We start from the raw sequence: 12,865 nt of genomic DNA, 5'->3' as shown, positions 1-12,865 counted from the left end.
AAGCCCCGGTCTCGCCGGGGCTTTTGCAATTCCGGACTTGCCTGACGCGGCGTTCGCGGTCGATGACGGGCTTTAAGACGGAGACGAAGCATGGGCCTGATCACGGAAGAGAAGCGGGGCGCGATCCTGATCTGGACACTGGATCGCGAGGCGCGGCTGAACGCCCTGCCCGATATGGGCGACGGCGACGAGGTCGCGGCGGCGTGCGAGCGGGTCAACGCCGATCCGTCGATCCGCTGCGTGGTCCTGACCGGCGCCGGCCGGGCGTTCTCGGCCGGCGGCGATCTGACGGCGATGCGGGACAAGCGCGACCTGTTCGAGGGCTCGGGCGCCGCCATCCGCGAACGCTATCGCCGGGTCGTCCATCGGATCGTGCGGTCGCTGTATGGGCTTGAGGTTCCGCTGATCGCCGCCGTCAACGGGCCGGCGATGGGGCTGGGCTGCGACATCGCAGGGCTGGGCGATATCCGTATCGCCTCGGACCGCGCCAGTTTCGGCGTGCCCTTCCTGAAGCTGGGCATCATCCCGGGCGACGGCGGGTCCTGGCTGCTGCCACGCAACATCGGCTATGCGCGCGCCGCCGAACTGCTGTTCACCGCCCGCTCCATCGATGCCGCGACGGCCGCCGAATGGGGGCTGGTCAACCGCGTGGTCGCGCACGACGACCTGATGGACGAGGCCCTGGCTGTCGCCGCCCAGGTCGCGGCCCAGCCGCCCCAGGCCCTGCGCATGGCCAAGACCCTGCTGCGTCAGGGCCGAGACACGACCTTCGACCAGATGCTGGAGATGTCGGCGGCGATGCAGGCTCTGGCCCACCTGACCGACGACCATCAGGAAGGGGTCGCCGCCGTGCTGGAAAAGCGGCCGGGCGACTTCACCGGCCGCTGAAACTGAAAAGGGGCGCCGCGGCGCCCCTTTCCTTCGACCTTAGATGGACGGCCTACTTCTGGCCGGAGGGCCGCATGGCCGCCGCCGGGCCGACGCCGGCCTGGACCGGTCGGGCGACACCGGCTTTCTGACCCGGCTTCATGAACTTCACCAGCACCCGCTGGCCGATCAGGAACGGGGTGTTGTCGGCGGAGACCACGACCTCGACCACCCGTTCGTCCGTGCGGGCCGACGGGTCCTCGGACTGCAGCTGGCGAGCCCCGAAGACGGCGGCGCGACGCAAGACACGACCGACAGTGATCTTCGTCGGATCGCCCTCTGGGGTCAGTTCGACCTCCTGGCCGACGGCGACGTTGGGGATGTCGGCCTCGACGATCTCGGCGCGGACGATACGGGCGGTGTCCGGCTCCAGATCGAACATGGCCGTCACGTTCAGGGTCGAGGCGCCGGCGCCGGGCTGGGCGTAGCGGCGGGCGATGCGGCCGTTCATCGGCGCGCGGATGACGGTCAGTTCCTGGTTGTAGCGCGCCTCAGCCAGACGCGACTGGGCGGTCTGGATGGCGGCGTCCTGCGACCCGATGCGCGCCTCGGCCTGGGCGATCTGGTCGCGGGCCTGGTCCAGTCGCTGGGCGGCGACGTTGTTGGCGGCCGCCAGTTTAGACAGACGATCGTATTCGCGGCGCGCCGTGGTCAATTCGACCCGCGACATGCCCAGTTGCGCGCGCGCCTCGGCGACGGCGGCGGCGGCGCTCTGGGCGGCTAGACGCGTCTCGTCGTCTTCCTGACGGGCCAGAATCTGGCCAGCGACGACGCGGTCGCCTTCGTTGACCAGGACTTCGCGGACGTCGCCGCCGCGACGGGCGGCGACCTTGATCACGCCGCCTTCGACGTCGGCCTTGCCGTTGGCGATCGCGGCATAGGGGCTGTCGATCTTCTGGGCCGACTCTTTTTCGACCTGGGCCTTCTTGGCCGCGCCGGCCTTGGTGAAGGCGACGAAGCCCACGCCCAGCAGGACGATCAGGACCAGGCCGATCCAGAGCCATTTGTTTTTCAGGAAGGCGGGCATGACGATGCGGTCCGTTGGAAAGAAGGTCTAGTGGGACGCCAGCTGGGCGTCGGGATCGGGCGTGCGGCGTTGGTCGTCGAGGATTTTGCCGTCCTCGATATGGATGACCCGGTCGGCCCAGGCCTCAAGGCGCGGGTCGTGGGTGACGCAGATGACGGCGGCACCGTGTTCGGTGGCGGCGCGCCGCAGCAGGCGAATGACGACCTGACCGTTCTCGCCGTCCAGGGCCGAGGTCGGCTCGTCGGCGAACAGGATCTGCGGGTTCTTGGCCAAGGCGCGGGCGATGGCGACACGCTGCTTCTCCCCGCCAGACAGAGCGCTGGGGCGCTGGTTCAGGCGATGGCCCAAGCCGACCTCCTCCAGCGCCGTGGTGGCGCGCTTCTTCGCCTCGGACGGCGACAGGCCCTGGTATTTCAGCACCGTCATGACCTGCTGCAGCGCCGTCAACGACGGGAACAGGTTGAAGCCTTGGAAGATGAAGCCGCAGTGGTCCAAGCGGAACTTGTCGATCCGGCCCGAGCCGTATTTCCACAGGTCGTCAACGTCCAAAATGTCCACCCGACCCTCCTCCGGCTTAAGCAGGCCCGACAGGTTGGCGATCAGGGTGGATTTGCCCGAACCGGACGGCCCCATGACCATGGTCAGGTCGCCGTGACGCGCGTCGAAATCGACCCCCTTCAGCACCTCGACCCAGCTGCGGCCGGTCTTGAAACGTTTGACCAGGCCCTTGGCCTCGATGGCGAAGTCGCCGTGCTTGCCTTGGACTTTCGTATGACTGTTCATCGCAGCAGGTCCGCAGGCTGGCTCTTCTTCAGGACGCCCAGCGACAGGAAGCCGGAGCCCAGGGCGATCAGCACCAGCATGGCCGAAACCATCAGCACCATCGTCGGGGGGAAGGACATGGTCAGGCCTGTGCCGGCCGCCAGCAGGCTGACCAGCCATGTCAGGACATAGGCCGCGAGAACGCCCGCGATCCCGACCCAGAAGCTGAGCTCCAGCACGATCCGACGCAGCGAACCCATCGACACGCCCAGAGCCCGCAGCGAGGCGAACTCCTTGATGTTGGCCATGATGGCCCCGCGCAGGGTCTGCCAAGTGATGGCCACCCCGATCAGAATGCCGAGGAACAGCGAGAAGCCCAGCATGATGGCGATGAAGCTCTCCTTCATCATCGCCCCCTCATTGGCCTTGGCCAGGTCCTGACGGGTCCAGGCCTTGAACTGGCCGTTCGCGATGGCGTTGAGCTGGGCGACGACGATGGGCGCACGGGCAGGGTTCTTGATCTGCACCATCAGGGGGCCGACCCGCTCGCCGGTGTTGGCCTCGCCCAGCATCCGCAGGGTGTCGCGCGACATGACGACCGTCGCCTGCATCATATTAGGATAGCCCTGGGTCACGGCCGCGACCTTGACCGTCTTGCCGTTGTAGGAGGCCTGATCACCCAGTTTGACGCCCAGGCGACCCAAGGCGGTCTGGTCCACCGCCACAGCGTAGGGCTGACGCAACGCCTCCACCAGATCATCGGAATAGTCGACCGGCACCGTTACCGCGCCGGGCAAGGCGTCGATGGTGGTGACGTTGACAAACTCCATCTTCTTGGCGCCCGGCGCGCTGTCGGCTTCGCCCTTGTTGTCCTTGACGATGTTCTGCCAACGCCCGCCCGACCCATCCAGGTCCGCAACGGCGATCACCTCGGGATGCTGATAAACCACCGGCATGATGCGGCGCGGCACGCCCGACGGCCCCCCGTTGAACAGGGCCGTGGCGCCGGGGCTCAGGATCATGATGTCGGCGCGGGCGCGGTCGATCTGGGCCGTGAAGGCCTTGCCGATGCCCATGAACATGCCGACCTGTGCAAGGACCAGCAGACCGGAAAAGGCCAGCGCCACGATGGCCGCCATATAGCGGCGCCACTCGTAGAGCAGGGTTGATAATGCAAGCGACATGAACCGATGGTTCCCCCGAACTTGCGCCTATCTGACCGTGCGCCCTCTCACCGCCAAGTTAAATCGGGGTAAGGCTTGTGAAGCCTTATCGTTGCGGGTTCGAAATCAGGGGATTAAGGGCCTTCCAGCCTCTTGGCGCCCACCCTTCGTCGGCGCTAGTTACAACATAACAGATGGGACAGGCCGTCCCACGCTCTGGGAAACACGCCTTCATGTCCTTGCCCTCGCTTCGTCTCACCGCCTCGCTGGCCGCGCTCGGCGCCGCCACCGCCGTCCTGTCGGCGCCCGCGACCTCCGCGCGCGCCGACGAGGGCATGTGGACCTTCGACAACTTCCCCATCGCCACGGTGAACGAGAAGTACGGCACCAACATCGACCAGGCCTGGCTGGACCGCGTGCGCAACGCCGCTGTCCGCCTGCAGGGCTGCTCGGCCTCGCTGGTGTCGAACGAAGGCCTGGTGCTGACGAACCACCACTGCGTCGTCTCGTGCGTTCAGGACCTGTCCACGGCCCAGAACGACTACGTCAAGAACGGTTGGATGCCCGCCACCCGCGAGGAAGAGAAGAAGTGCCCCGGCCAGACGGCCGAAATCCTGACGGACATCACTGACGTCACCGATCGGGTCGTCGGCGCCGGCGCCGGTCTTGAGGGCGCCGCCTTCGTCCAGGCCCGCGCCGCCGAGATCGACAAGATCCAGAAGGAGACCTGCGGCGACGACCAGAAGCTGACCTGCCAGGTCATCAGCTTCTACCGCGGCGGACAGTACAAGCTCTACAAGTTCCGCAAGTATGACGACGTGCGCCTGGTCTTTGCGCCCGAGTTCCAGGCGGCCTTCTTCGGCGGCGACCCGGACAACTTCAACTTCCCGCGCTACGCCCTGGATGCCGGCTTCCTGCGCATCTACGAAGACGGCAAGCCGGTCGCCACGCCGAACCACCTGACTTGGAACGCCAATGCGCCCAAGGAAGGCGACGTCACCTTCGTCGCCGGCAACCCCGGCTCGACCCAGCGCCTGCTGACCGTGGCCCAGCTGGAAACCCTGCGCGACCAGCAACTGCCCATCAGCCTGATCCAGACCTCCGAACTGCGCGGTCGCCTGCTGGAATATTCGACGACCGGCGAAGAGGCCAAGCGCGTCTCGGTCGATCCGATCTTCGGCCTGGAGAACGGCTTCAAGGTCAACTACGGCCAGCAGGGCGCCCTGACCGACCCGGCCTTCATGGCCACCAAGCGCCGCGAAGAGCAGGAGCTGCGCCAGCGCGTCGCCGCCGACCCGGCCCTGGCCCAGCGCATCGGCGATCCGTGGGCCGATCTGGAACGCGCCTCGAGCGCCCAGCGCGACCTGTATCTGCCCTATCGCCAGCTGGAATCGGCGGCCGGTCAGCGCTCGTCGCTGTACAGCTACGCCAAGGCCATCGTCCGCGCCTCCAAGGAACGCGCCAAACCCGTCGCCGAGCGTCGCGCCGGCTATTCGGACGCCGACATCGCCGCGCTGGGCCGTCGCCTGGCGACCGAGACGCCGATCTCGAACGACCTTGAGAAGATCTATCTCGACTTCTGGCTGTCCAAGACCCGCGAATATCTGACGGTCGACAATGCGAATGTGAAGGCGCTGCTGGGCAAGGAAAGCCCCGAGCAGATTGCGGAGCGTCTGGTCGACGGCACGCGACTGGCCGATCCCGCCTTCCGCGCCCAAGCCTTGGCCATGACGCCGGAGCAACTGGCCGCCTCGGGCGATCCGCTGATCCAGTTCGTCCTGGCCAATGACGATGCGGCCCAGGCCGTGCGCACCCAGTGGGAATCGGCCGTGTCCGGCCCGACCAGCCGCGCCGGCGAAAGGATCGCCCAGGCCCGGTTCGCGGTTTACGGCACCAACCTGTACCCCGACGCGACCTTCTCCTTGCGCCTGTCCTACGGCCAGGTGAAGGGCTGGACCTATCGCGGCGTGACGGTCGAACCCTTCACCCAGATCGGCGGCCTGTATGAGCGCAACACCGGCGCCGAGCCCTTCAACGCGGCCGAGGACTGGCTGGCGGCCGAGGGCAAGGTCAACAAGTCGACCGTCTATGACTTCGTCTCGACCAACGACATCATCGGCGGCAACTCGGGCTCGCCCGTGATCAACGCCAAGGGCGAAGTCATCGGCGCCGCTTTCGACGGCAACATCCACTCGCTGGGCGGCAGCTTCGGTTACGACCCCGAGCTGAACCGCACGGTGACGGTCTCGACCGCCGCCATCACCGAGGCCCTGCGCAACGTCTACAACCAGCCGCGCCTGCTGCGCGAACTGGGCGTGCGTCGCTAGAACGACAACGAAGAAGTCTCCTCCCCGCTGCGCGGGGAGGGGGACCGCGAAGCGGTGGAGGGGCTCTTCACCAACACACAATCGCCTGTAAACTGCCCAAGAGCCCCTCCGTCACGACGCTGAAGAAGCGCCGCGCCACCTCCCCGCAAGGCGGGGAGGAGACTTAAAGGACACCGCCCATGCGCCCTCTTCTCCTCGCCTCCGCCGCCGTTCTCGCTTTCGCCGCCGCCACCTCGGCCAGCGCCGAGGAAGGCATGTGGACCTACGACAACTTCCCCATCGCCCGCGCCAATCAGACGCTAGGCACGAATATCGATCAGGCCTTCCTGGATCGGGTGCGGCTGTCGTCGGTGAAGTTCGGCGGCTGTTCGGCGGGCGTGGTGTCGGGCCAGGGTCTGGTGATGACCAACAACCACTGCGTCGCCACCTGCGTCGCCAACCTATCCACGCCGCAACAGCAGTACGGCGAGACGGGCTTCACGCCCAAGACGCGCGAGGAAGAGCGCAAATGCCCCGGCGCCACGGCCGAAATCCTGACCGACATCTCCGACGTCACCGAGCGGATGCACAAGGCCGGCGAAGGGCTTGAGGGCCAGGCCTTCACCCAGGCACGCGAGGCCGAGGCCGGGCGGATCGAGACCGAAGCCTGCGGAAACGATCCCAAGATTCGCTGCCAGGTCGTCAGCCTGTACCGGGGCGGCCAGTTCAAACTCTACAAATACCGCAAATACAGCGATGTGCGCCTGGCCTGGGCGCCGGAAGACCGCGCCGCGACCTTCGGCGGCGATCTGGACAACTTCTCCTTTCCGCGCTTCGCCATCGATGCGGCCTTCATCCGCCTGTACGAGGACGGCAAGCCGGTCGAGACGCCGATCCACTTCGCCTGGAACGCCGACAAGCCGACCGAGGGCGAGGCCGTCTTCATCACTGGCAATCCCGGCGCGACCCAGCGCCTGCTGACGATGGACCAGCTGGCCACGATCCGCGACGTGGTCCTGCCACTGGATCAGTTGATCGCCTCGGAGCTGCGCGGTCGTCTGATCCGCTATTCTGAAGAGGGCGAGGACCAAGCCTTTATCGCCATGGACCCGATCGTGGGCGTGGAGAACACCTACAAGCGCGGCCTGGGCCGGATGCACGCCCTGACCGACGCCCAGTTCATCCAGTCCAAGGCGGCGGCCGAGGTCGACTTCATGCAGCGCTACGCCGCCGCCAACGGAAATGGTCCCGATCCCTGGGGTGCGCTGGAAGCGGTCCAGCCCATCGCGCGCGAACTCTATGCGCCGACCGCCCTGCTGGAAGGCGGCACGGGCCTGGGCACCACCTCGGTCGCGGGCGGATCGCAGCTGTTTCAGTGGGCCAAGGCCATCGTGCGCGGCGCGCAGGAGCGGGCCAAGCCGTCGGACCAGCGTCTGGCCGAGTTCGCCGACAGCCGCCTGCCGGGCGTCGAATCCGGTCTGTTCGCCGAACGGCCGACCTATCCCGAGCTTGAGCAGATCCGGCTGGAATGGTGGCTGTCCAAGACGCGCGAATGGCTGACGGTGGACAGCCCCTACGTTCGCACCCTGCTGGGCAAGGAAAGCCCCGAGGCGCTGTCGGCCCGCGTCGTCTCGGGCACCAAGCTGGCCGATCCGGCCGTGCGTCGCGCCCTGTGGACCGGCGGCCTGGCGGCGGTTCAGGCGTCGGACGATCCGATGATCCAGTATGTGCTGTCGATCGACGCCGACGCCCGCGCCGTCCGCACCGAATGGGAGAATAAGGTCAAGGCGCCGACCGACCGCGCGTCGGAACAGCTGGCGGCCGCCCGCTTCGCCGCATATGGCGACGCCGTCTATCCCGACGCGACCGGCACTCTTCGCCTGACCTATGGCAAGGTCGAAGGCTCCGACGTGCCGGGCCAGCGCTTCGGCACCTTCACCACCTTCGCCGGCCTGTGGGACCGCGCCACCGGCGCCGAACCGTTCAAGGTCGCGCCCAAGCTGATGGCCGCCAAGGACCGGATCGATCCGAACGCGGTGATGGACATGGCCGTCTCGACCGACACCATCGGCGGTTCGTCCGGGTCGCCCGCGGTCAACGCCCGGGGCGAGATCATCGGGGCCAACTTCGACTCCACCGTCCTGACCCAGCGCAACGCCTATGGCTACGATCGCAACACCCACCGCAGCGTGATCGTCACCACCCAGGCCGTCACCGTGGCCCTGCGCGACGTCTATGGGATGGATCATCTGCTGACGGAGCTGGGCGTCAGCCGGTGACGGAGATCGCCATCCGCGCGGCGACGCCCGATGATGTCGCCGCGCTGCATCCGCTGATCGAGCGCGCCTATCGCGGCGACACCGCCAAGGCCGGCTGGACGCATGAGGCCGACCTGCTTTTCGATGATCGCACCAGCGCGGCGGAGCTGTCGGCCCTGATCGCCGATCCCGACCGGGTCATCCTGCTGGCCCATCGCGAGGGCGCGCTGATCGGCTGTGTCCAAGTGGCCCGCGCCGGCGACGACCTGGCCTATCTCGGCATGCTGACGGTCGAGCCGGCCTTGCAGGCGTCCGGCCTTGGCCGTCGTCTGCTCGCGGCCGCCGAAAGCGAGGCGATCGCGCGTTTCGGCGCGCGCCGCATGGAGATGACTGTCATCCACCGGCGGGCCGAGCTGATCGCCTGGTACGAACGACGCGGCTACGCCCAAACCGGCGAGACCCGCCCCTTCCCCGTCGATCCGCCCCGACCCGAGCTGGAATTCGCGGTGCTGGAAAAAGCGCTTTAGCCGCCCCTTGCAAAACGGACAGTCGTGTCCATTTACGCGCCTCATCATGACGCGCCCTGCCGAAAAACCTGTCCGCAAGGACGCCGCTCTGAACCGGGCGGCGGTGCTGGAGGCCGCGCGCGCGGTCTTCGCCAGCCAAGGGTTGGATGCGCCCCTGGATCTGATCGCCGAACGGGCCGGTGTGGGGCGCGGGACTCTGTATCGGCATTTCTCCGACCGCACGGAATTGGCCCTGGCGGTGCTGGAGGCCGACGTCGCGGACCTGGGTCGGCGCACCGCCGATCAGGGCGATGATCCGCAGGCCTTCTTCTGGTTTCTGGACCGGCTGGCCGAGGACATGGTGCGCAATGCGGGACTGGCCGGCGTCGTGCGGAACGTGCGGTCGCCAGATGCGCTTACACCGTTGCGGCAGAGCTTGATGGAGGCGGGCGCCGCACCGCTGAAGCGGGCCCAGGCCGCCGGCCTGGTGAGGGAGGATCTGCGGCCGATGGACATCCGTCTGATCGCCACCCTGCTGGGCGCCGGTTTTCAGGGCGCAGACGAAGCCGAGCGTCAGGCCGTGTCGCTGCGCACCCGCGCGATTGTTCTGGACGGGCTGAGACCGCGCGGGGAACCGCGCTGATGGCCCGCAACAACTGGCACCTGCCCTGGGAACAGTATGTCGAGACGCTGAAGCCGCACGAGCGGCCGATGATGCCCGGCTCGCCCGCCACGCCCGATCACCCCTGGCCGATGCGGATCCAGTACGCCCTGACCGGCCTGCTGGTCGCCATGGTCGGATCGCTGGGCAACGCCGCCGTCACCGCCAACATCCAGAACCTGCAAGGCTCGCTGGGGATCACGATCACCGAGGCCGCATGGCTGCCGGTCGTCTTCGTCATGACCAACGCCTGCATGAACCTGATCCTGGTCAAGTTCCGGATGCAGTACGGCCTGCGCCTGTTCACCCAGATATTCCTGGGGGCCTTCGTGCTGGTCTGCGCCGCTCATCTGTTCGTCGACAACTATCAATCGACCCTGCTGGTGCGGGCCATCGCCGGCATGGCGGGCGCGGGCCTTTCCAGCCTGGGCTTCCTCTACATCATCCAGGCCTTTCCGGCGGCGCATAGACTCAAAGGGCTGATCATCGGCATCGGCCTGGCCAGTTTCGCCGTGCCGATTTCGCGGCTCGTCATGCCCGGCCTGCTCCAGCTGGGCGACTGGCGTGCCTTCTATCTGTTCGAGCTGGGCCTGTGCCTGGTCGCCTGGGGCGCGGTGCAGGTGGTCAAACTGCCGCCGTCCGAGCGGCTGCGCGTGTTCGACCGGCTGGACTTTTTGACCTTCGCCCTGTTTGCGCCAGGCGTGGCCCTGTTGTGTGCGGCCCTGGGTCTGGGGCGGATCGTCTGGTGGACGCAAGCCGCCTGGATCGGCTGGGCCTTGATCGGGTCCGTCATCCTGCTGACCGCCGCCTTCCTGGTCGAGCACAATCGCAAGAACCCGCTGATCAACACCCGCTGGCTGACCGGACCGGATTTGCTGCGCCTGTTCGGGGCGATCCTGCTGATCCGCATCGTGCTGTCGGAGCAGACATCCGGTGCGGTGGGCTTCCTGACCGTCGTCGGCCTGGGACCGGATCAGCTTCACGGCCTCTTCGTCGTCATCCTGCTGTCGATGATCGCCGGCACCCTGGTCAGCGCCTTCACCCTGAACATGGAGAAGCTGAACAAGCCGATCGCCATCGCCCTGGCGCTGATCGCGGTCGGCGCCTGGATCGACAGCCATTCGACGGTTCTGACGCGCCCGGCGCAGCTGTATTTCAGCCAGGCCCTGATCGCCTTCGCCTCGGCCATGTTCATCGGCCCGGCGCTGATGATCGGCATCGTCAAGGTGCTGACCCAGGGCAAGCAGAACCTGATCAGCTTCATCGTCATGTTCAGCGTGCTTCAGAACGTCGGCGGTCTGGCGGGTTCGGCTCTGACCGGGACGCTTCAAATCCTCCGCGAGAAATACCATTCCAGCCAGCTGGCGGCCGGGATTTCGGCGTTGGACCCGCAGGTGGCCTTGCGGCTGCGCCAGCTGTCGGGCGCCTATGCCTCGACGATAACGGACCCCGCGCTGGCGAACGCCGAAGGCGCCGTCCTGCTGGGCCGACAGGTGACGCAGCAGGCCAATGTGCTGGCTTACAACGACGTCTTTCTGGTCATCGCCGTGATCGCGGCCCTGGGCTCCGCCTGGGTGACCGTCACCCACCTGCGGCCGCGCTGGAAAGCGCGCCGCGACGCCAAGAACAACAACAATGCAGACGCTGCGGTCCAGAGCGCCGCCGTCGCCGCCGCCGACTGAACCGAGACCCACAATGACCGACGCCGCCCCGCCCGCCCCCGCCTCATCCGCCCCCGCCGCCCCGCAAGCGCCCGCCGCTGCAGCACCTGCGCCTGCGCCGAAGAAGAACGTCATGTGGACCGTCATCGCCGCCGGTGTCGCCCTGCTGGGCGTCCTGATGGTGCTGTACGCCTGGCAGTTGCCGCCCTTCCGGGGCGCGATACAGCGCACGGACAACGCCTATGTGCGCGGCCAGGTGACGATCATCAGCCCGCAGGTGAACGGCTATGTCGTCCAGGTGCCGGTCCAGGACTTCCAGACCGTCCAACAGGGGCAGTTGCTGGCCCAAGTGGACGACCGCATCTATCGCCAGCGGCTGGAGCAGGCGGAGGCCAGCCTGCACTCGGCCCAGGCGGCCCTGTCCAACTCGGCCCAGACCCAGGCGTCGGCGCGCGGATCGGTGGCCCAGCAGCGCGCTTCCATCGCCGCAGCCGAAGCCACGCTGACGCGGGCCCAGGCCGACGCCAACCGAGCTCGCACCCTCAAGGCCGGCGGCTGGGTCGCCCAGGCTAACGTGGACGTCGCCGAAGCCGCCCTGCGCAGCGCCCAGGCCCAGGTCGCCCAGGCCCGCGCCGCCGAGGGCATCGCCCAGACCGGCGTCACCTCCGCCGTCGTCGGCCGCGACAGCCTAGCCGCCGCCGTCGAGAACGCCCAGGCCGCCGTGCGTCTGGCTCAGATCGACCTGGCCAACACCCGCATCGTCGCCCCCCGCGCCGGCCGACTGGGCGAGATCGGCGTGCGTCAGGGCCAGTATGTGACGGCGGGCACCCAGCTGATGGGTCTGGTGCCGGACGTGGTCTGGGTCACGGCCAATATGAAGGAGACGCAGATGAAGAACATCCGCGTCGGCCAGCCGGTCGAGATCACCGTCGACGCCCTGGGCGGCCAGACCCTGCGCGGCCATGTCGAACGCATCGCCCCCGCCGCCGGATCGGAGTTCAGCGTCATCCGTCCCGACAACGCCACCGGCAACTTCACCAAGGTGGCCCAGCGCATCCCGGTCCGCATCCGCATCGACCCGAACCAGCCCGCCGCCGAGCGTCTGGCGCCGGGCATGTCGGTGGTGGCGAAGGTCAATACGGCCGGCTGACGGAACGCGCGGCTCCCGATCGCGCTACCTCTCCAAGCAACGGAGAGCACCATGGACCGCGAACAGACCAAGGGTCGTGAAGAGAACGGCGCCGATCCCGCCGGCAAGCCGGACGCCCTGACCTCCGACAAGGCGACCAAGGCGGTCGGTCAGGCCGAGCGCCAGAGCGCAGGACCGGACGGTCCGGACGCCGCCGAGATCGGCGACACGTTCAAGCGCAAGCCCTGACGCCGGATCAGGCCGATCGCGGCGACAGGCTGGCGGCGAGCAGATGCACGTCGTGCGCCCGCATCCGCTCAAAGTTTCCCAACCCCAAGGCCAGGGCGCGCATGATCTCGGTCTGGCGCATATGTTCGGGATGAGCGGGCAAGGACGGCTCCGCCCGCGCCAGTTCCGCATCCAGTTCGGCCATCATATGAGCCAGGATTCCGTCGTTCATCTGAT

General features: G+C 67.5%; 12 protein-coding genes. 8 read left to right on the top strand and 4 right to left on the bottom strand.

What is annotated here, in order from left to right; translation table 11 throughout:
* Window positions 1-90 precede the first annotated feature (90 nt).
* Window positions 91-888, top strand: coding sequence for a crotonase/enoyl-CoA hydratase family protein (locus BVE01S_RS03370; protein WP_066624318.1), 798 nt, complete (start codon window positions 91-93; stop codon window positions 886-888).
* A gap of 52 nt (window positions 889-940) precedes the next feature.
* Here the strand turns inward: BVE01S_RS03370 and BVE01S_RS03365 are convergent, their stop codons facing one another.
* The 3 genes from BVE01S_RS03365 to BVE01S_RS03355 are packed head-to-tail and all read right to left on the bottom strand — an operon-like array spanning window position 941 to window position 3,900.
* Window positions 941-1,954: an HlyD family secretion protein gene (locus BVE01S_RS03365; RefSeq protein ID WP_066624310.1), complete on the bottom strand. Its 1,014-nt coding sequence runs from the start codon at window positions 1,952-1,954 to the stop codon at window positions 941-943.
* Between the two features lie 27 nt (window positions 1,955-1,981).
* A complete protein-coding gene (locus BVE01S_RS03360) occupies window positions 1,982-2,737 on the bottom strand; it encodes an ABC transporter ATP-binding protein (protein ID WP_066624307.1) in 756 nt (251 codons plus the stop codon).
* Window positions 2,734-3,900, bottom strand: a complete 1,167-nt coding sequence (locus BVE01S_RS03355; RefSeq protein WP_066624305.1) for an ABC transporter permease — start codon at window positions 3,898-3,900, stop codon at window positions 2,734-2,736. The genes BVE01S_RS03360 and BVE01S_RS03355 overlap by 4 nt, the downstream gene beginning before the upstream one ends.
* A 212-nt stretch (window positions 3,901-4,112) precedes the next feature.
* On the opposite strand from BVE01S_RS03355, the gene BVE01S_RS03350 reads away from it, so the two are divergent.
* From BVE01S_RS03350 to BVE01S_RS16985, 7 genes are all read left to right on the top strand, one after another.
* Window positions 4,113-6,206, top strand: a complete 2,094-nt coding sequence (locus tag BVE01S_RS03350) for a S46 family peptidase (protein WP_066624304.1) — start codon at window positions 4,113-4,115, stop codon at window positions 6,204-6,206.
* Between the two features lie 179 nt (window positions 6,207-6,385).
* Window positions 6,386-8,464 carry a S46 family peptidase gene (locus BVE01S_RS03345; protein ID WP_066624301.1) on the top strand — a complete coding sequence of 693 codons (2,079 nt, stop codon included), beginning with the start codon at window positions 6,386-6,388 and terminating at the stop codon, window positions 8,462-8,464.
* Window positions 8,461-8,970, top strand: coding sequence for a GNAT family N-acetyltransferase (locus tag BVE01S_RS03340; RefSeq protein ID WP_066624298.1), 510 nt, complete (start codon window positions 8,461-8,463; stop codon window positions 8,968-8,970). Before BVE01S_RS03345 ends, BVE01S_RS03340 begins: the two co-directional genes overlap by 4 nt.
* A gap of 46 nt (window positions 8,971-9,016) precedes the next feature.
* A complete protein-coding gene (locus BVE01S_RS03335; RefSeq protein ID WP_066624295.1) occupies window positions 9,017-9,592 on the top strand; it encodes a TetR family transcriptional regulator in 576 nt (191 codons plus the stop codon).
* Entirely contained in the window at window positions 9,592-11,292 is a 1,701-nt protein-coding gene (locus BVE01S_RS03330) for an MFS transporter (protein WP_066624292.1), read from the top strand. Before BVE01S_RS03335 ends, BVE01S_RS03330 begins: the two co-directional genes overlap by 1 nt.
* A gap of 13 nt (window positions 11,293-11,305) precedes the next feature.
* Window positions 11,306-12,421 carry an HlyD family secretion protein gene (locus tag BVE01S_RS03325; protein WP_066624289.1) on the top strand — a complete coding sequence of 372 codons (1,116 nt, stop codon included), beginning with the start codon at window positions 11,306-11,308 and terminating at the stop codon, window positions 12,419-12,421.
* Between the two features lie 51 nt (window positions 12,422-12,472).
* The gene (locus BVE01S_RS16985; protein WP_017505124.1) at window positions 12,473-12,649 is read left to right on the top strand and encodes a hypothetical protein; all 177 of its coding nucleotides are present in this window, start codon (window positions 12,473-12,475) and stop codon (window positions 12,647-12,649) included.
* Between the two features lie 7 nt (window positions 12,650-12,656).
* Here the strand turns inward: BVE01S_RS16985 and BVE01S_RS03320 are convergent, their stop codons facing one another.
* A complete protein-coding gene (locus BVE01S_RS03320) occupies window positions 12,657-12,860 on the bottom strand; it encodes a hypothetical protein (RefSeq protein WP_240612060.1) in 204 nt (67 codons plus the stop codon).
* Between the last annotated feature and the right edge of the window lie 5 nt (window positions 12,861-12,865).

The organism is Brevundimonas vesicularis NBRC 12165, assembly GCF_001592205.1.
Lineage (GTDB): Bacteria > Pseudomonadota > Alphaproteobacteria > Caulobacterales > Caulobacteraceae > Brevundimonas > Brevundimonas vesicularis.
Note: the sequence above shows the minus strand (reverse complement) of the source record. Positions and strands in the feature narration are given on the sequence as shown.